At 62.3% G+C, this 17,782-nt stretch carries 18 protein-coding genes; 16 read left to right on the top strand and 2 right to left on the bottom strand.

The window, feature by feature from the left end; translation table 11 throughout:
* Window positions 1-193 precede the first annotated feature (193 nt).
* The 16 genes from PVW27_RS01525 to PVW27_RS01450 all read left to right on the top strand — a co-directional run bounded on the left by PVW27_RS01525 (window position 194) and on the right by PVW27_RS01450 (window position 16,175).
* Window positions 194-1,444 (top strand): Zn-dependent hydrolase, encoded by a 1,251-nt coding sequence (locus PVW27_RS01525; RefSeq protein ID WP_274554793.1) that lies wholly within the window; start codon window positions 194-196, stop codon window positions 1,442-1,444.
* A 103-nt stretch (window positions 1,445-1,547) separates the two neighbouring features.
* The gene (hydA, locus tag PVW27_RS01520) at window positions 1,548-3,008 is read left to right on the top strand and encodes a dihydropyrimidinase (RefSeq protein ID WP_274554763.1); all 1,461 of its coding nucleotides are present in this window, start codon (window positions 1,548-1,550) and stop codon (window positions 3,006-3,008) included.
* A 111-nt stretch (window positions 3,009-3,119) separates the two neighbouring features.
* Complete coding sequence (locus tag PVW27_RS01515; RefSeq protein ID WP_274554792.1) at window positions 3,120-3,902, top strand: ABC transporter ATP-binding protein; 783 nt, start codon at window positions 3,120-3,122, stop codon at window positions 3,900-3,902.
* A 243-nt stretch (window positions 3,903-4,145) separates the two neighbouring features.
* The gene (locus tag PVW27_RS01510; protein ID WP_274554762.1) at window positions 4,146-5,078 is read left to right on the top strand and encodes an ABC transporter permease; all 933 of its coding nucleotides are present in this window, start codon (window positions 4,146-4,148) and stop codon (window positions 5,076-5,078) included.
* Complete coding sequence (locus PVW27_RS01505) at window positions 5,075-5,920, top strand: ABC transporter permease (RefSeq protein WP_274554761.1); 846 nt, start codon at window positions 5,075-5,077, stop codon at window positions 5,918-5,920. Before PVW27_RS01510 ends, PVW27_RS01505 begins: the two co-directional genes overlap by 4 nt.
* A gap of 65 nt (window positions 5,921-5,985) precedes the next feature.
* Window positions 5,986-6,975, top strand: coding sequence for an ABC transporter substrate-binding protein (locus PVW27_RS01500; protein WP_274554760.1), 990 nt, complete (start codon window positions 5,986-5,988; stop codon window positions 6,973-6,975).
* Window positions 6,976-7,298: 323 nt separating this feature from the next.
* Window positions 7,299-7,943: a maleylacetoacetate isomerase gene (gene maiA, locus PVW27_RS01495; protein WP_274554759.1), complete on the top strand. Its 645-nt coding sequence runs from the start codon at window positions 7,299-7,301 to the stop codon at window positions 7,941-7,943.
* Between the two features lie 89 nt (window positions 7,944-8,032).
* On the top strand, window positions 8,033-9,067 hold the full coding sequence (locus PVW27_RS01490) for a TRAP transporter substrate-binding protein (protein ID WP_432762076.1): 1,035 nt from the start codon (window positions 8,033-8,035) through the stop codon (window positions 9,065-9,067).
* A gap of 86 nt (window positions 9,068-9,153) precedes the next feature.
* On the top strand, window positions 9,154-9,735 hold the full coding sequence (locus tag PVW27_RS01485) for a TRAP transporter small permease (protein WP_274554758.1): 582 nt from the start codon (window positions 9,154-9,156) through the stop codon (window positions 9,733-9,735).
* Window positions 9,732-11,057: a TRAP transporter large permease gene (locus PVW27_RS01480; RefSeq protein ID WP_274554757.1), complete on the top strand. Its 1,326-nt coding sequence runs from the start codon at window positions 9,732-9,734 to the stop codon at window positions 11,055-11,057. Before PVW27_RS01485 ends, PVW27_RS01480 begins: the two co-directional genes overlap by 4 nt.
* A gap of 117 nt (window positions 11,058-11,174) precedes the next feature.
* Window positions 11,175-11,936 carry a crotonase/enoyl-CoA hydratase family protein gene (locus PVW27_RS01475; RefSeq protein ID WP_274554756.1) on the top strand — a complete coding sequence of 254 codons (762 nt, stop codon included), beginning with the start codon at window positions 11,175-11,177 and terminating at the stop codon, window positions 11,934-11,936.
* A gap of 4 nt (window positions 11,937-11,940) precedes the next feature.
* Entirely contained in the window at window positions 11,941-12,420 is a 480-nt protein-coding gene (locus PVW27_RS01470; RefSeq protein ID WP_274554755.1) for a MarR family winged helix-turn-helix transcriptional regulator, read from the top strand.
* 12 nt (window positions 12,421-12,432) lie between these two features.
* The gene (locus PVW27_RS01465) at window positions 12,433-13,305 is read left to right on the top strand and encodes an amidohydrolase family protein (RefSeq protein WP_274554754.1); all 873 of its coding nucleotides are present in this window, start codon (window positions 12,433-12,435) and stop codon (window positions 13,303-13,305) included.
* Window positions 13,306-13,417: 112 nt separating this feature from the next.
* Window positions 13,418-14,737 carry an NAD(P)/FAD-dependent oxidoreductase gene (locus PVW27_RS01460; RefSeq protein ID WP_274554753.1) on the top strand — a complete coding sequence of 440 codons (1,320 nt, stop codon included), beginning with the start codon at window positions 13,418-13,420 and terminating at the stop codon, window positions 14,735-14,737.
* A gap of 15 nt (window positions 14,738-14,752) precedes the next feature.
* Complete coding sequence (locus PVW27_RS01455) at window positions 14,753-15,124, top strand: DUF5368 domain-containing protein (protein WP_274554752.1); 372 nt, start codon at window positions 14,753-14,755, stop codon at window positions 15,122-15,124.
* 61 nt (window positions 15,125-15,185) lie between these two features.
* Window positions 15,186-16,175 carry an SLAC1 anion channel family protein gene (locus PVW27_RS01450; RefSeq protein WP_274554751.1) on the top strand — a complete coding sequence of 330 codons (990 nt, stop codon included), beginning with the start codon at window positions 15,186-15,188 and terminating at the stop codon, window positions 16,173-16,175.
* Window positions 16,176-16,261: 86 nt separating this feature from the next.
* Here the strand turns inward: PVW27_RS01450 and PVW27_RS01445 are convergent, their stop codons facing one another.
* Entirely contained in the window at window positions 16,262-17,305 is a 1,044-nt protein-coding gene (locus PVW27_RS01445) for an NADP-dependent oxidoreductase (RefSeq protein WP_274554750.1), read from the bottom strand.
* 67 nt (window positions 17,306-17,372) lie between these two features.
* The gene (locus tag PVW27_RS01440) at window positions 17,373-17,780 is read right to left on the bottom strand and encodes a PaaI family thioesterase (RefSeq protein WP_274554749.1); all 408 of its coding nucleotides are present in this window, start codon (window positions 17,778-17,780) and stop codon (window positions 17,373-17,375) included.
* Window positions 17,781-17,782: the final 2 nt, after the last annotated feature.

Below are 17,782 nucleotides of genomic sequence, written 5' to 3'. Positions count from 1 at the left end.
CCCCCAGCGTCCAGACCGGCGGTTCAAGACAAATCTTGACACAGGTGACACAGGTTGCAATCGTCACTTTACCAATTGGTAAAAAAGCAACAAGGCGGAAGCATCTTCTCGACACGGGCGGCCGGGGTGGAACGGCCCCTCTGCGCTATGGATGCAAGAGGCCGGATGACAGAAGAAACAGGGAATGAACGCAATGCCTGCACCCGGTGAGAACCTCAAGATCAATGCCGACCGCCTGTGGGACAGCCTGATGGAGATGGCCAAGATCGGCCCCGGCATCGCAGGCGGCAACAACCGCCAGACCCTGACCGACGAGGATGCCGAAGGCCGCGCCCTGTTTCAGCGCTGGTGTGAAGACGCGGGCTGCACCATGGGGCTGGACACCATGGGCAATATGTTCGCGCGGCGCGAAGGGACCGACCCCTACGCACTGCCGGTCTATGTGGGCAGCCATCTGGATACGCAGCCCACGGGTGGGAAATATGACGGCGTGCTGGGTGTTCTGGGCGGGCTGGAGGTGATCCGCACGCTGAACGATCTGGGCATCCGCACCCGCCATCCCATCGTCGCCGTGAACTGGACCAACGAGGAAGGCACCCGCTTTGCCCCGGCCATGCTGTCATCCGGTGTCTTTGCCGGTGTGCTGGAGGAAGACTGGGCCAAGGACCGCGTGGATGCCAAGGGCAAGCGCTTTGGCGACGAATTGAAGCGGATCGGCTGGGAAGGCGACGAGCCTGTGGGTGCGCGCAAGATGCATGCCTATTACGAGCTGCATATCGAGCAGGGCCCCATTCTGGAGGCCGAGGGCAAGGACGTGGGCGTCGTCACCCACGGGCAGGGCCTGCGCTGGGTGCAATGCACGGTGACGGGCAAGGGCCAGCATACGGGATCGACGCCCATGCGCATGCGCCGCAACGCGGGGCGGGGCCTCGCGCAGATCACCGAACTGGTGCACGCGATTGCCATGGCGCATCAGCCCGCCGCCGTGGGGGCGATCGGCCATATCGACGTCTATCCCAACAGCCGCAACGTGATCCCTGAAAAGGTGGTCTTTACGGTCGATTTCCGCAGCCATGTGCTTGAAACGCTGGAAGCGATGGTGGCCGAGTTGAACGAGAAGGCACCGGGTATCTGCGACGCGCTGGGATGCGAATTCGAAGCCGAGGTGGTGGGCGCTTTCGATCCCCCCGCCTTCGACGAAGGCTGCGTGACTGCGATCCGCAACGCCTGCGAAACGCTGGGTTATAGCCATATGGATGTGATCTCGGGTGCCGGTCACGATGCCTGCTGGATCAACCGGGTGGCCCCGACCGCGATGATCATGACGCCCTGCGTGGACGGGTTGAGTCATAACGAGGCGGAAGAGATTACCAAGGATTGGGCCCGCGCGGGATGCGATGTGCTGCTGCACGCAGTGGTCGAGACAGCGGGCATCGCCGAGTGAGGACAGGGCAGGGCCGGGGGCCAGCCCCCGGACCCCCGGGATATTTGAAGCAAGAAGAAGCAGGGGCCGGATGGCACCCATGCGCGCGACAAGGAGGGTTGAGATGACCAAGGTGATCAAGGGCGGCATGGTCTGCACGGCGGACCGGACATGGAAAGCCGATGTGCTGATCGAGGGCGAGACCATCAAGCAGATTGGCGTCGATCTGAAAGGCGATGAGTATATCGATGCCGATGGGGCCTATGTGATCCCCGGCGGGATCGACCCGCACACGCATCTGGAGATGCCCTTCATGGGCACGACGGCGGCGGAAACCTTCGAGAGCGGCACATGGGCGGCGGCGACAGGTGGGACCACGATGATCGTGGATTTCTGCCTGCCGGGGGCCGATGGCAGCATCAAGAACGCGATCAATGAGTGGCACCGGAAGTCTGCGCCGCAGATCTGTTCCGATGTCGGCTATCACATGGCGATCACCGGCTGGAACGAGAGCGTCTTCAACGAGATGAAGGACGCGGTCGATATGGGGGTGAACAGCTTCAAGCATTTCATGGCCTATAAGGGCGCGCTGATGATCGAGGATGACGAGATGTTCGCATCCTTCAAACGCTGCGCCGAATTGGGTGCGCTGCCGATGGTCCATGCCGAGAACGGCGATCTGGTGGCCGAGATGCAGCAGAAATACTTTGATCAGGGAATCACCGGGCCGGAGGGTCACGCCTATTCCCGCCCGCCCGAATTCGAGGGCGAGGCCGCGAACCGCGCGATCACCATCGCCGATGCGGCGGGGGTGCCGTTGTATATCGTGCATGTCTCCTGCGAGCAGGCGCATGAGGCGATCCGGCGCGCGCGGCAGAAGGGGATGCGGGTCTATGGCGAGCCGCTGATCCAGTTCCTGACGTTGGACGAATCCGAGTATTTCAACACCGATTGGGACCATGCCGCGCGGCGCGTGATGTCGCCGCCGTTCCGCAACAAGGCACATCAGGACAGTCTGTGGGCCGGATTGCAGGCCGGATCGTTGCAGGTGGTGGCCACGGATCATGCGGCCTTCAGCACGGCGCAGAAGCGCGCGGGGCGGCATGATTTCCGCATCATCCCGAACGGATCAAACGGGTTGGAGGAGCGTCTGGCCGTCCTGTGGACCGAAGGGGTGGAAACGGGCCGCCTGACGCCCAACGAATTCGTGGCGGCGACCAGCACGAACGTGGCCAAGATCCTGAATATCTATCCCAAGAAGGGGGCGATCGTGGAAGGGGCGGATGCAGACATCGTAGTCTGGGACCCGAAGATCAGCAAGACCATCAGCGCTTCGAACCACCATTCGGTGCTGGATTACAACGTGTTCGAGGGCTTCGAGGTGAAGGCGCAGGCGCGCTATACCCTGAGCCGGGGCGAGGTGATCTGGGCTTGGGGGCAGAACAGCCAGCCGCAGCCCGGACGGGGCCGTTTCGTGCCGCGCCCGGCTTTTCCCTCGGCCAATGTGGCGCTGAGCAAGTGGAAGGAACTGACCGCGCCCAAGATGATCAAACGTGATCCGCTGAATATTCCGGCAGGAATCTGATTCAGGTCAGAAAAGAAGCAGAGTAAGGGAGGGTCGGACTTGATCCGGCCCCCCGCCGCCAGCCAATACTGCGGCCAGCAGGAGACGACAGACGTGACCACCCAACCCGCGATCAGCGCCCCCGTGATCAGTGCCAAGGGCCTTGATCTGACCTTTCAGACCGGGGATGGCCCGGTGCATGCGCTGCGTGACGTGTCGCTGGACATCAACCGGGGGGATTTCGTCAGTTTTATTGGCCCGTCGGGCTGTGGCAAGACCACCTTCCTGCGGGTGATGGCCGATCTGGAGCAGCCGACGGCAGGGCAGATCACGGTGAACGGCACCTCGCCCGAGGCGGCGCGCAAGGCGCGGGCCTATGGCTATGTGTTTCAGGCGGCGGGGTTGTATCCCTGGCGCACCATCGGCGGCAATATCCGCCTGCCGCTTGAGATCATGGGCTATAGCCGCGCCGATCAGGACGAACGGGTCAAGCGCGTGATGGAACTGGTGGAACTGGGCGGGTTCGAGAAGAAATATCCCTGGCAGCTCTCGGGCGGGATGCAGCAGCGGGCCAGTATCGCCCGCGCGCTGGCCTTTGATGCCGATCTGCTGTTGATGGATGAACCCTTCGGCGCGCTGGACGAGATCGTGCGGGACCATTTGAACGAGCAATTGCTCAAGCTGTGGGAGCGGACCAACAAGACGATCTGTTTCGTCACCCATTCGATCCCCGAGGCGGTTTATCTGTCCACGAAGATCGTGGTGATGTCGCCGCGCCCGGGCCGGATCACCGATGTGATCGACAGCCCCCTGCCGCGCGCGCGCCCCTTGGAGATCCGCGACAGCCCAGAGTTCATCGAGATCGCCCATCGCGTCCGCGACGGGCTGCGCGCGGGGCATGCTTATGATGATTGAGCCGCGCGCCACCGATCCGGGTGGAAAGGGCGCAGGCGCCTGCCCCCCTTCACACCCGGCCCGCCTTTTGTGCAAGGTGGCGGACCCCTTCACCGTTCACGGTCATCGGCTCTCCAGCCTGTACCGTGGGGGGAATAGAGCACCAATTCCTTTCACTGTTCCTAAAATACTCAAAGAACTGTGCCCGCCGCAGGTGATGGCTTTCGAGTATCCGGGGAACGGTGACGCCGGGAGTGTGCAAGCATGAGGAATGCTCTGCCTGTCCTGACGGTTCTGCTGGCGATCATGGCCATCTGGTATGCCGCTGTGGCGCCGATGAATATCCGCGTCGCGCTGGATCAGGCGCAGCGGGGTGGGGCGGTGTTGCAGCCGGCCACCGCGCTGGAGCGTCAGGAGGTGTCGGTCTGGTCCTTGATGCTGCGCAATCCGGCGCAGATCAAGGACGCATATGCGATGGAGCGGCCGCGGTTGCCGACGCCGGGGCAGGTGGCGGTCGAGTTGTGGAACACCACAGGGGATATGGCGCTGAACGGGCGGGCGATGTCGAAACGCTCGCTTATCTATCACGGCTGGATAACGCTGCAATCGACGCTTTGGGGCTTTGCGCTGGGCACGACTCTGGGGATTCTGGGGGCGGTGGCGATCGTCTATTCGCGGGTGGTGGATATGAGCCTGATGCCTTGGGCGATCATCAGCCAGACGGTGCCGATTGTGGCACTGGCACCGATGATCATCGTCGTGGCGTCGCAATTGGGCATTTCGGACCGCACGGTGCCCAAGGCGATCATCTCGGCCTACCTGTGCTATTTCCCGGTGCTGGTGGGCATGGTCAAAGGGTTGCGCTCGCCCGCGCATGCGCAACTGGACCTGCTCAAGACCTATAACGCGTCGGGCTTTCAGGCATTTCTGAAGCTGCGTCTGCCAGCCTCGGTGCCGTATCTCTTTACCTCGCTCAAGGTCGGGATCGCGGCGGCGCTGGTGGGGACCATCGTCGGCGAGTTGCCGACGGGGGCCATCAGCGGCCTGGGTGCGCGGATCCTGATCGGGGATCAGTTCGGCACGCCGCTGGCGATCTGGGCGGCGCTGGTGGCGGCGGCGGTTCTGGCGGGGGCCTTGGTCACGCTGCTGGATCTGGCGCAGCGGGTCACCTTGAAACGCATGGGGATGCAGGCATGAGCTGGCTGGTCTTTGCGCTGATCTTCTGGGCCGGAGCCTGGGCATTGAATGCGTGGCTGGCGAATTCCGCATGGCGGGGCACCCGCGCGGTACGCATTCTTGTGCCCGTGCTCTTTGGTGTGACCCTGATCGTGCTGTGGGAAGGGCTGGTGCGGGGATTGGGCGTGTCGCCCGTGATCCTGCCCGCACCATCCGATGTGGCGCAGACCTTTGCCGCCTCGACCGGCATCCTGTGGGAGGATTTCCGCCAGACCGTCCTCAAGGGCGCGTTGACCGGCTTTGCCATCGGCAGCACGGCGGCGTTTGTCACGGCCATCCTGATTGACCGGTCGGCCTTTCTGACCCGTGGCCTGTTGCCGGTGGGCAATTTTGTGGCCGCCCTGCCCATCGTGGGGATCGCGCCCATTCTGGTCAGCTGGTTCGGCTTTGACTGGCAGTCCAAGGCGGCGGTTGTCGTGGTGATGGTGTTTTTCCCCATCCTCGTGAACACAGTGCAGGGCCTGCGCGAAACGGATGCCATGCAGCGCGACCTGATGCGGACTTATGCGGCGGGCTATATGCAGACCTTGCTGAAGCTGCGCCTGCCTGCGGCGATGCCCTTCATCTTCAACGGGCTGAAGATCGCCACCACGCTGGCGCTGATCGGGGCGATCGTGGCGGAATATTTCGGGTCACCCACGCGCGGGATGGGCTTTCGCATTTCCACGGGCGTAGGCAGCCTGTCGATTGATCTGGTCTGGGCCGAGATCATCGTCGCGGCCATCGCGGGCACGGCGTTTTATGGTATCGTGGTCTGGATCGAGCGGGCGATGACCTTCTGGCATCCCTCGCAACGCAGGTAGCGGACAAGCAACAAGAAGCCGGAAAGGCCGGACAAGAAGAATCGTTCAACAAGGAGTATGAGAGAATGAAGAAACTGATGACAGGTGCGACGCTGGCCCTTGGGTTGGCCTCGGCCCCCGCATGGGCGGCGGATGACGTGACGCTGCAACTGAAGTGGGTCACGCAGGCCCAGTTCGCGGGATATTATGTGGCGCTCGACAAAGGGTTCTATGAGGAAGAGGACCTGAATGTCACCATTCTGCCGGGTGGCCCGGATATCGCGCCGACGCAGGTGATCGCGGGCGGCGGTGCCGATGTGATGGTGGACTGGATGCCGGCCGCCCTTGCCGCGCGCGAAAAGGGTCTGCCGCTGGTCAATATCGCGCAGCCGTTCAAATCCTCGGGCATGATGCTGACCTGCTGGAAAGACACCGGGATCGCCAGCCCTGAAGACCTGAAGAACCGCACGCTGGGTGTCTGGTTCTTCGGCAACGAATTCCCCTTCATGAGCTGGATGAGCCAGCTGGGGATTTCCACCGATGGCAAGAGCGAGAACGGGGTTGAAGTCCTGAAGCAGGGTTTCAACGTCGATCCGCTGATCCAGCGTCAGGCGGATTGCATCTCCACCATGACCTATAACGAATACTGGCAGGTGATCGACGCGGGCGTGACGCCCGAGGAGTTGGTGACCTTCAAGTATGAGGATCAGGGCGTCGCGACGCTGGAGGATGGTCTTTACGTTCTGGAAGAGAACCTGAGCGATCCGGCCTTCGTCGACAAGATGGCCCGTTTCGTGCGCGCCTCGATGAAGGGCTGGAAATACGCCGAGGAGAACCCGGACGAGGCGGCGATGATCGTTCTGGACAACGACCAGACCGGCGCACAGACCGAACAGCATCAGAAGCGCATGATGGGTGAGGTGGCCAAGCTGACCGCAGGGTCGAATGGCGCGCTGGACCCGGCTGACTATGAGCGCACCGTGGCCACGTTGCTGGCCGCCGGTGAGGAGCCCGTGATCACCAAGCAGCCGGAAGGCGCCTGGACGCATGTGATCAGCGATGCCGCGCTGAACTGATCCCGCGCAGACAGTCCATGGGAAGGGCCGGTTTCGACCGGCCCTTTTGTTTTGCGCGGCCGGGGGCAAAGGCATAAGACTGGCGAGACCACATGACTATTGACAGGCGATGCATCGGATCGCAAAGTCAACCAAGCGGTCGGTTTAGCTTCGGGGGGAGGCTGGTCCGTTGCGGTCGGCAAAGATGTGCTTGGCCGAACTGGTGAAATGCAGTATCAAATAGAAATGGTGCATAACTATACGTATGCTACCTATTCGCGGAAACCTTTGGGAGGAGGGCTCATGCAAGCGATGTTCGTCACAGCCCCTCCGGGGATGGTCGCATGAAGTTCTATGGCTATTTCCGCAGTTCCTCGTCCTATCGCTGCCGGATTGCGTTCAATCTCAAGGGGGTGGACTACGATTTCGAATCCGTCCACCTCAAGCAGGGGGCGCAGAAATCCCCCGCCTTCGCGTCGCTTAACCCGCAGAAGCTGCTGCCTGCCCTGATCACCGATGACGGGGACGAGTTGACGCAGTCGCTGGCGATTCTCGAATGGCTGGACGAGACACATCCCGACCCTGCGCTGTTGCCGACAGATCCGCTGGAACGTGCCCGCGTGCGCGCCTTTGCACAGGTGATCGCCTGCGAGATCCATCCGCTGCAGAACCTGCGCGTGCTGAAATACCTGTCCGACGAATTCGGCGCGGATGCAGCGGCCACGACGAAGTGGCTGACCCGCTGGCTGACCGATGGGCTGGACGCCTGCGAGGCATTGCTGGCCAAGCGCCCGCGCGACAGCGCCTTCTGCTTCGGCGATACACCGGGGCTGGCAGACGTGTGCCTTGTTCCCCAGATCTTTTCCGCACAGCGTTTCGGGGTGGATATCAGCCATCTGAAACGGATCGCGGACATTCATGCGCGATGCGAGGCGCTGCCGGCATTTGCCGATGCGCATCCCGCACGCCAACCGGACTTTGAACCCTGAGGAGCGGGCGAGATTTCCGGCATCTGAAGGCCCGACCCCTGCGGCGAAATCGGGGCGGTTTCCACATTATCCTTAGGGAGGATCACACTATGACCTTTATGAAAACGGCACTGCGCACCGTTGCGACCGCCGCCATGATGGCCGGCATGACCGTCGCGGCCCATGCGCAGGAAGTGACGTTGAAGCTGCACCAGTTCCTGCCCGCGCAGGCCAATGTGCCGAAACTGATTCTGGATGTCTGGGCCGACAAGGTCGAGGCGGACAGCAACGGGCGGATCAAGATCGACCGTTTCCCCTCGATGCAGCTGGGCGGCACCCCACCCGAGTTGATCAATCAGGTGATTGACGGCGTGGCCGATATCGTCTGGACCGTGGCAGGCTACACGCCAGGCCGCTTTCCGCAGGCCGAAGTGTTCGAGCTGCCCTTCATGATGACCAATGCCGAGGCGACGAGCCGCGCCTATTGGGACTATGCTGAGGCCAATCTGCTTGACACAGAATTCAAGGATTTCAAGACGCTCGGCGTCTGGGTCCACGGTCCCGGTGTGATCCACTCGAAAAGCCCGATCACCTCGGTTGCCGATCTGAACGGGGTCAAGCTGCGCGCGCCGACCCGCACCACGACCCAGCTGTTCACGGCACTGGGCGCAACGCCCATTGGGATGCCGGTGCCCGCGATTCCGGAATCGCTGTCCAAGGGCGTGATCGACGCGGCTGTTATTCCGTGGGAAGTGACCGCCTCTCTGAAGATGTCGGAACTGGTGGGCAATCACACCGAATTCGGAGGCGAGTCGCTTTACACGACCTCGTTCATCTTCGCGATGAACAAGGAGAAGTATGAGGCGCTGCCCGATGATCTGAAGGCGGTGATCGACAACAATTCGGGTCTGGAATTCTCGGCCTTTGCGGGCAAGACCCAGGCCGGGGGGGATGGTCCGTCGCGGGAAGTCGCAGTTGCGGCTGGCAACAACATCATCACGCTGACTCCGGAACAGGTGGCAGAGTGGAAAGAGGCTGCCGCCGGTGTCGAGGCCGAGTGGATCGAGAGCCTGAACAAGACCGGCCTTGACGGGCAGGCCGTGGTGGATCAGGCGCGTGCGCTGATTGCAAAGCACAGCAACTGACACCATAGAATGACGGGGTCCCGCAGCGGCAGCGCTGCGGGACCTTGCTTGACGGTTCGATCATCAACGGAAGGAAAGTCACGCAGATGCACAGGTTCATGAATGGTCTTGCCCGCCTGATGGCGGTGTTGGGCGGGCTGGTCCTGACGGCGCTGATCCTTGTGATCTGCGTCTCGGTGCTGGGGCGGGCGTTGAACACGCTTTTGCATTCCGGCCCGGTGGTTGCGGTGCTGGGTGACTTTGCGCAGACCTTGCTGGATACCGGCGTCGGACCGATCCTTGGTGATTTCGAACTGGTCGAGGCCGGTGTTGCCTTTGCCATCTTCGCCTTCATCCCCTTCTGTCAGATTACCGGCGGTCATGCGACCGTCGACATCTTCACCGCCGGCCTGTCGGTCAAGGTGAACCGGATGATCCAGATGGTCGTGGACATCGTCTTTGCAGCTGTGTTGGTCCTGATCGCCCTTCAACTTTACGAGGGGATGCTGTCCAAGATGCAGTATCGCGAGACGACCTTCCTGTTGCAGTTTCCGGTCTGGTGGTCCTATGCCGCCAGCCTTGTCGGTGCCGTGGTCGCGGCGCTGGTCGGTATCTATATCGCGATTGTGCGGGCCGGTGAGTTTTTCGGCAACCGGACCATCCTGTCCGTCGGGGGAGCAGAACATTGACCACTCTTGAAATCGGGATTGCGTCCTTTCCCGTTCTGCTGACCCTGATCTTCCTGCGCGTGCCGATCGGGCTTGCGATGTTTCTGGTGGGGCTGTTCGGCCTGTTCTTTGCCACGGGCAGCTTCAACATGGGCTTTGCCCGGCTGAAGTCCGAGACGTATTCGACCTTTTCCAGCTATTCGCTCTCGATCATCCCGATGTTCCTGCTGATGGGCCATTTCGCCACGCTGGGCGGCATGTCCCAGTCGCTGTTCAAGGCGGCCGAGGCATGGCTGGGGCACCGCAAGGGCGGTGTCGCCATGTCCGCTGTCGGTGCCTGTGCCGGGTTCGGAGCGATCTGTGGATCGTCGCTGGCCACTGCCGCCACCATGAGCCAGGTCGCTTTGCCGGAACTGCGCCGCTATGGCTATGCCGGAGGTTTTTCGACGGCGACACTGGCGGCAGGTGGCACGCTGGGTATCCTGATTCCGCCATCCGTGGTGCTGGTGATCTATGCCATCCTGACCGAGCAGAACATCGCCAAGCTGTTCCTGTCGGCTTTCGTGCCGGGCATTCTGGCCGCTATCGGTTACATGATCACGATCGCCATCTATGCGCGGGTCCATCCCGACCGTGCCGGAACCGCCCGCGCGCGGATGCCCTATGCACAACGCTGGCGTGCCGTGCTGGATGTCTGGCCGGTTCTGACCGTGTTTCTGGTCGTTGTCGGCGGTATCTATCTGGGCGTCTTTACCCCCACGGAAGGGGCAGCCGTCGGCGCGTTGGGCACCGGCCTGATCGCGCTGTTCAATGGCGGGCTGAACCGACACAGCTTTGTCGAAAGCTTCATGGCGACGGCACGCTCGACCGCGATGATCTTTTTCATCGTGCTGGCGGCGGCCTTCTACAACGGTTTTCTGGCGCTGACGCAGGTGCCGCAGGAGCTGTCGAACTATGTGGTCAGTCTTGGACTCAGCCCGTGGATGGTGCTGACCGTGATCCTGCTGATCTACCTGATCCTTGGCGCGGTGATGGACAGCCTGTCCATGATTCTGCTGACGATCCCGATCTTCTTTCCGATCGTCGCCAATCTGGATTTCGGCATGACGACCGAGGAAGTGGCGATCTGGTTCGGGATCCTTGTGCTGATCGTGGTCGAAGTCGGCCTGATCACGCCACCTGTGGGCATGAACCTGTTCGTCATCAACTCGATGGACCGGCTGACCCCCATGATCGAGACCTATAAGGCCGTGATGTATTTCGTGGCCTCTGACATCATCCGCGTGATCATCCTTGTGATGTTCCCGAGTATCACGCTGTTTGCACTGCGGATGATGTACTGACAGACCACGCCCCGGCCCTCCGCAACAGGCGGTGGGGCCGGGGAAGCCTTGCGTTTTCGCGCGTCCAGATAGTTATGACATATAGCCAAAAAGGCCGAACAGATGACAAGATCGCCCATGCAGACTCTGACCCTTGATATCGAAGGCCCGGTTGCCACTCTGACGATGAACCGTCCGGACAAGCGCAATGCGATGAACGATCAGTTGCTGTCCGAACTGGATGCCTTCTTCTCGAACCCGCCAGCCGGGGTGAAAGTGGTTATCCTGACCGGGACGGGCGGGCATTTCTGTTCCGGTCTTGACCTGAGCGAGCATGTGGCCCGCGACGCCGAGGGCACGCTGCGCCATTCGCGGGGCTGGCACGCGGTGATGGACAAGATCCAGTTTTCGGGACTGCCGGTCGTGTCGGCCATGGTCGGTGCAGTGATCGGCGGGGGGCTGGAACTGGCCACCGCCACCCATGTGCGGATCGCCGAGCCGTCGGTGATCTTTCAGCTGCCCGAGGGACGGCGCGGCATCTATGTCGGGGGCGGGGCTTCGGTCCGGGTCGGGCGTATCCTTGGAGCTGACCGGATGATCGAGATGATGCTGACCGGGCGCAAATACGATTCCGAGGAAGGTCTGCGTTTGGGCCTGTGCCACTATGCCGTCGGGCCGGGGCAGGCGATGGATCTGGCGCGGGATCTGGCGGGCAAGATCGCCAGCAATGCGGGTCTGTCCAACTATATCATGATCCACGCGCTGGCCCGGATCGAGGACATGTCCAAGGCGGACGGCCTGTTCACCGAAAGCCTCTGTGCCGCGCTGACCCAGACCAGCCCCGACGCGCAGGAGGGCCTGAAGGCGTTCCTACAGAAACGCAGCCCCACGTTCCGGTGATGCCATGACCCGCAAGACTGCCCCCGCACCCGAGACACCCATCCCTTCGGCCACCGCGCTGGACCGGTCGCTGCGCCAGCTTGTCGGCTATACCATGAAGCGCGCGACCAACTGCATGATGGCCGATGCCGCCCGGGTATTGGAGCCGCTGGGCCTGCGGATCACCACGTTCTCGGCCCTGTCGGTGATCTGTGACACGCCGGATGTGACGCAGTCGCAACTGGCCGCCAGCCTGAACATGGAGCGTTCGAACACGGTGCTGATCATCGACGCGCTGGAGGAGGCAGGCCTGATCGGGCGGCACCGGGTGTTGACGGATCGCCGGTCCTTTGCCTTGCGCGCGACGCTGGCCGGAACGCGCCGCCGCCGTGCCGCCGTCGCCGCCCTTGAGGCGCATGAGGATGCGATGCTGGCTGACCTGAGTGCCGAGGAACGCGCAACACTTGTGGCGCTGCTGCGCCGTATTGACCAGATCGACCAGTAAGGGAAACCGCCCATGATTGACCTCGCGAACATCCGCGCCATCGACATCCACACCCATGCCGAAGAGCCCTGCGGCTGCCATTCGGATGACGGTTACGACGACCTGCAATCCACCATGGCCAAGTATTTCGGCGCGCCGTGGTCGCATCCGCCCACCATGGTGGAAACCGCCGCCCATTACCGCGAACAGAACATCGCCGCAGTGATCTTTCCCGTCGATGCCGAGCGCGAGACAGGGTATCGCCGCTACAAGAACGAGGAAGTGGCCGAGATCGCCGCCGCCAATTCCGATGTGCTGATCCCCTTCGCCTCGATCGACCCACACAAGGGCAAGATGGGCGTGCGCGAGGCGCGGCGTCTGGTCGAGCATTACGGGGTCAAGGGGTTCAAGTTCCACCCGACCTTTCAGGGTTTCTATCCCAACGAACGTTTCGCCTATCCGCTCTATGAGGCGATACAGGAGGCCGGGGCCATCGCCCTGTTCCACACCGGCCAGACCGGCGTGGGCTCGGGAATGCCGGGTGGCAACGGGATGCGGCTGAAATATTCCAATCCGATGTATCTGGACGATGTGGCGGTGGATTTCCCCGATCTGAAGATCATCATGGCGCATCCCTCCTTTCCCTGGCAGGAAGAGGCGCTGGCTGTGGCCCAGCACAAGCCAAATGTCTATATCGACCTGTCCGGCTGGTCGCCCAAGTATTTCCCGCCGATCCTTGTGCGTTATGCCAATTCGATCCTGAAAAAGAAGGTGCTGTTCGGGTCCGACTGGCCGATGATCAGCCCCGAACGCTGGCTGGCCGATTTCGAGAAGATCGACATCAAGGACGAGTTGCGTCCCGATATCCTGAAGAACAATGCCGCGCGGTTGCTGGGCATGATGTGATTGCAGGGCCGCCCGGAGCACGAAAATCCGGGCGGTCGCCTGCCGAATTTGATCCATCTCAAATCCGTCTTTCCGAATGTATGCCAAAATACGCATATATCAGGAGGACCCCATGTCAGAATCAACCCAGTTGCGCGCCTCGCGTCGCGCTTTTCTTGGCCTTGCCGGTGGGGCCGCTGCCTTCATGGCCACATCCGGCGCACCCGTGCAGGCCGCGCGGATCAAGACCGGCGCGCGGATCGTGATCCTTGGCGCAGGCGCGGGCGGTGCCGCGCTGGCCAATCGTCTGGTCACGCGGCTTGACGGCGCGCAGATCACCCTGATCGACGGTCGGCCCGAGCATTGGTATCAGCCCGGTTTCACCCTGATTGCCGCAGGTCTGAAACCGGCGGGATATTCCGTGTCCGGCACGACTGACTGGCTACCGAAAGAGGCGACATTGATCGCCGAATATGCCGCCGAGATCGACCCCGAGGGCAACCGTGTGGTGACGGCCTCGGGTCAGGCGGTTCCTTATGATTTCCTTGTCGTCGCAACCGGCCTGACACTTGATTGGGCCGGGATCGAAGGCTTCTCTCTGGATATGGTGGGGCAGAACGGCATCGGCGCCGTCTATGCCGGGCCTGACTATGCCGCCAAGACATGGGCGGCCATGGACCGTTTCACCGAAGAGGGCGGGCAGGCCCTCTTCACCCGCCCCGCGACCGAGATGAAATGCGCGGGCGCGCCGCTGAAATACACCTTCCTGACCGATGATTTTGCCCGCAAGAAGGGCAATCGTGGCAAGGTCGAGATCACCTATGCCGCCAACAACAAGGCGCTGTTCGGTGTGCCCATTGTCAGCGAGAAGGTGCGGATGCTGTTTGCCGATCGCGACGTCGCCGTGGTGCATGACCATGTGATGAAGGCGATTGATCCGGGCCGGAAGCTGGCCACCTTCACCACGCCCGATGGGGACAAGGACCTGCCCTATGATTTCATCAACGTGATCCCGCCGCAGCGCGCGCCCGAGGTGGTGCGCAACTCGCCGCTGCCATGGGCCGACAAATGGCAGGATCAGGGGTGGGTCGAGGCCGATATGAAGACCCTGCGTCATGTGCGCTATGCCAATGTCTTCGCGCTGGGTGATGTGGCGGGCGTGCCCAAGGGCAAGACGGCGGCCTCGGTCAAATGGCAGGTGCCGGTGGTCGAGGACCATCTGACAGCCCAGATCGAAGGCAAGGACGGCACCGCCGCCTATGACGGCTATACCTCCTGCCCGCTGATTACGCGTGTGGGGCGCGCGATGCTGGTCGAGTTTGATTACAACAACAACCTTGTGCCCAGCTTCCCCGGCATCATCGCTCCGCTGGAAGAGCTGTGGATCAGCTGGCTGATGAAGGAAGTCGCGCTGAAAGCCACCTATAACGCCATGCTGCGCGGCAAGGCCTGAGAAAGGATCACGACGATGAAAGAGCTCACATTCGAGACCCTGCTGGCCGTGTTCGAGGAAATGTTCGGACGTGGCCTGTTCTGGGCCATGGTGGCGGTCGCCGTGGTCATCACGCTGGCCTATCTCTATGTGCTGATCCGCGACCGTGCCATGTCGATGCGGAAATTCCTGCTGGCGCAGTTGGCCATGCCCTTTGGCGCGGTGGCGGCGGTGTTGTTCGTGCAATGGATCACCAGTTCCGGGTTCCATGATATCGGCGGGCCGATTGACGTGATCGTTCTGCTGGGTGTCGCGGCGGCCGGTGCGGTGGGGATTGCGATCCTTGTCTATACCGCGCAGGCGCTGATGCAGGGGCGTCAGGGCACCCCTGTGTCGGGAAGGTCGTGACATTCCCGCGCCAAACTGTTGTCTTGCGCCGCAACAGGCGCAGAACAGAAAGACTCAGACCATGACCGACATCACGCAGGCAAAAGCGGTGTCCCCCGCCACACACAGCCGGCTGGAGCATTTTCCCGTCACGTTCTTTGCCATCGTGATGGGCATGACGGGCCTGTCTCTGGCCTTGCAAGCGGTCGAGCGGGCCTACGGTCTGGCGTCATGGGGGTCCGACCTTGCCTATGGATCGGCGATTCTGATTTTTGGTGCCGTCGCGGTTCTCTACGCACTCAAGGCGCTGCGCTATCCGGCGGCGGTGCGGGCAGAGTGGAACCATCCCGTGCGGCTGGCCTTTTTTCCGGCCATCTCGATCTCGCTGCTGCTGATCTCCACGCTGACCCTGTCGCGGGCACCCGCTGTGGCCGAGCCGTTGTGGCTGTTCGGGATGGTCATTCAAGGGATGTTGACCATCGCCGTCATCTCGGGCTGGATCGGGCACCGGGCGTTTCAGACGCCGCATCTGTCGCCAGCATGGTTCATCCCGGCGGTGGGAAATGTGATCGTGCCGATCGCGGGTGTGCAGATGGGCTATACCGAGATCAGCTGGTATTTCCTGTCGGTCGGACTGATCTTCTGGATCGTGTTGCTGACGCTGGTGATGAACCGGCTGATCTTTCACGACCCGATGCCGGGGCGGTTGCAGCCAACGCTGGTGATCCTGATCGCGCCGCCTGCCGTGGGCTTTCTGGCGTGGTTCCACCTGACGGGCCAGATCGACGCCTTTGCGCGCATCCTGATGAACGGGGCCTATCTCTTCACCTTGCTGGTCGCCGTGCAACTGCCGCGCATCGTGAAACTGCCCTTCGCGCTGTCCTTCTGGGCGCTGTCCTTTCCCTTTGCCGCCGTGACGGTGGCCAGTTTCCTCTATGCCGACAAGACCGGTTCGGCGGCGCATCACCTGTTCGGCACGGTGCTGGCTGGTGTCCTGCTGGTGATCATCGCGGCGTTGCTCCTGCGCACCATCCGCGCCATACGCGCGGACGAGATCTGCCAGCCGGAATGACAAAAGGGGCGACCCGACAAGGCCGCCCCCCTTCTTTTTGCCTCAAATATCCCCGCCGGAGGCTTCCGCCCTTGACACCCGGCGGATCAGTCGACTTTCACGATGGCCTTGCCGAAGTTCCCGCCCTTCAGCATCCGCATGAAGGCGGCGGGGGCGTTCTCCAGCCCTTCGGTGATGTCTTCCTGCACGGCGATCCGGCCTTTGGCGACCATCGGCCCCACTTCCGACAGGAAGGCGGGGAAATGGTCGAAATGGTCCGAGATGATGAAGCCATGCACATGCATCCGGTTCACAAGGATCGTGCGCCAGAGTTTGGGCAGGTTGTCCTTGCCGGGGCTGTCGCTGCCCCCGCCCAGACCGCCCAGATCATACCAGCTGATCATGCCGCAGACAGGGATGCGCGCGCCCACGTTCATCAGGGAGATCACCCCTTCCAGAACCTTGCCGCCGACGTTCTCGAAATAGATGTCGATCCCCTTGGGGCAGGCTTCCGCCAAGGCGGCGCGCATTTCCTTGCCATCGGCATAGGCGCGGTGGTCGAGGCAGGCATCGAAGCCGAACTTCTCGACCGCCAACTTGCACTTGTCGGCCCCGCCCGCGATACCCACGGTGCGCAGGCCGCGCGCCTTGGCGATCTGGCCGACCATCGACCCGACCGGGCCTGTTGCGGCGGCCACGACCAGCGTCTCGCCCTCCTTGGGCTTGCCATATTCCGTCAGGCCGAACCAGCCGGTGAAACCGGGCATCCCCAGCACCCCAAGTGCCGCCGTGACCGGACCATGGGCCGGGTCAAGCTTGCGCAATTCGCGCCCCGGCAGGCAGCCATGGCTGGCCCAGCCGAACATCCCGAAGGCAATGTCGCCCGGTTTGAAATGCGCGCTGTTCGAGGCGATCACCTCGCCCACAGCACCGCCTTCCATCGTGCCGCCGATGGGCACGGGTTTGGCATAGGATTTGGCATCATCCATGCGGCCGCGCATGTAGGGGTCCAGTGACATATACATCACCTTGACCAGTACCTCGCCCTCGCCGGGCGTGGGAATGGGGGCCTTTTCAAAGCGGAAATCCTCGGGCACCGGAGATCCGCTGGGGCGGCGGGCCAGGGCGATGCGGTTCATCATCTCAGTCATTCGTGATCTCCTTCATGTGCTGCGGGTCCGGTGCGGGCCGCGCATCTTTGGTCTGTCAATGTGTCAGTCAACGTCCGCGAATGCGGAACACGCCCGTGGCTGTGGCGATTGTGGTGCCGGTGGTGTCGGTGATCTTGCCCTCGGCAAAAAAGGTCTTGCGCCCCCCGCCCGTCACGCGGCCTTCGCCGATCAGCCGGTCCCCCTGCGCCTGACCCAGATAGTTGACGGTCATCGACAGGGTCATCGCCATCTGCTTGTCGGCGGGATCGCCGGTATAGCTGCCGCTGAACCCCATCACCGTGTCCAGCAGCATGGCATGCACCCCGCCATGAGGGATGCCGTAGCGGTTCATCAGGAACGGCTCCAGCGGGAGTTCAAAGCGGCTGTAGCCCTTGGCCCAGCCGGTCATGACAAAGCCCAGATGCGCTTGCAGGGGGTAGGCGTCTTCCACCAGCGCGGGGTTCAGTTCGGTCATGG

The organism is Seohaeicola sp. 4SK31, assembly GCF_028802875.1.
Taxonomy (GTDB): Bacteria; Pseudomonadota; Alphaproteobacteria; order Rhodobacterales; family Rhodobacteraceae; genus Seohaeicola.
This window is presented reverse-complemented; position numbering and strand designations above follow the sequence as displayed.

What these genes read in the sequence shown, in the direction of transcription:
- PVW27_RS01460 (WP_274554753.1), top strand. Translation starts at nt 13,418, where the DNA reads ATGTCAGAATCAACCCAGTTGCGCGCCTCGCGTCGCGCTTTTCTTGGC.
- PVW27_RS01470 (WP_274554755.1), top strand. Translation starts at nt 11,941, where the DNA reads ATGACCCGCAAGACTGCCCCCGCACCCGAGACACCCATCCCTTCGGCC.
- PVW27_RS01505 (WP_274554761.1), top strand. Translation starts at nt 5,075, where the DNA reads ATGAGCTGGCTGGTCTTTGCGCTGATCTTCTGGGCCGGAGCCTGGGCA.
- PVW27_RS01500 (WP_274554760.1), top strand. Translation starts at nt 5,986, where the DNA reads ATGAAGAAACTGATGACAGGTGCGACGCTGGCCCTTGGGTTGGCCTCG.
- PVW27_RS01450 (WP_274554751.1), top strand. Translation starts at nt 15,186, where the DNA reads ATGACCGACATCACGCAGGCAAAAGCGGTGTCCCCCGCCACACACAGC.
- PVW27_RS01485 (WP_274554758.1), top strand. Translation starts at nt 9,154, where the DNA reads ATGCACAGGTTCATGAATGGTCTTGCCCGCCTGATGGCGGTGTTGGGC.
- PVW27_RS01445 (WP_274554750.1), bottom strand. Translation starts at nt 17,305, where the DNA reads ATGACTGAGATGATGAACCGCATCGCCCTGGCCCGCCGCCCCAGCGGA.
- PVW27_RS01440 (WP_274554749.1), bottom strand. Translation starts at nt 17,780, where the DNA reads ATGACCGAACTGAACCCCGCGCTGGTGGAAGACGCCTACCCCCTGCAA.
- PVW27_RS01465 (WP_274554754.1), top strand. Translation starts at nt 12,433, where the DNA reads ATGATTGACCTCGCGAACATCCGCGCCATCGACATCCACACCCATGCC.
- maiA (WP_274554759.1), top strand. Translation starts at nt 7,299, where the DNA reads ATGAAGTTCTATGGCTATTTCCGCAGTTCCTCGTCCTATCGCTGCCGG.
- PVW27_RS01475 (WP_274554756.1), top strand. Translation starts at nt 11,175, where the DNA reads ATGCAGACTCTGACCCTTGATATCGAAGGCCCGGTTGCCACTCTGACG.
- PVW27_RS01510 (WP_274554762.1), top strand. Translation starts at nt 4,146, where the DNA reads ATGAGGAATGCTCTGCCTGTCCTGACGGTTCTGCTGGCGATCATGGCC.
- PVW27_RS01525 (WP_274554793.1), top strand. Translation starts at nt 194, where the DNA reads ATGCCTGCACCCGGTGAGAACCTCAAGATCAATGCCGACCGCCTGTGG.
- PVW27_RS01455 (WP_274554752.1), top strand. Translation starts at nt 14,753, where the DNA reads ATGAAAGAGCTCACATTCGAGACCCTGCTGGCCGTGTTCGAGGAAATG.
- hydA (WP_274554763.1), top strand. Translation starts at nt 1,548, where the DNA reads ATGACCAAGGTGATCAAGGGCGGCATGGTCTGCACGGCGGACCGGACA.
- PVW27_RS01490 (WP_432762076.1), top strand. Translation starts at nt 8,033, where the DNA reads ATGACCTTTATGAAAACGGCACTGCGCACCGTTGCGACCGCCGCCATG.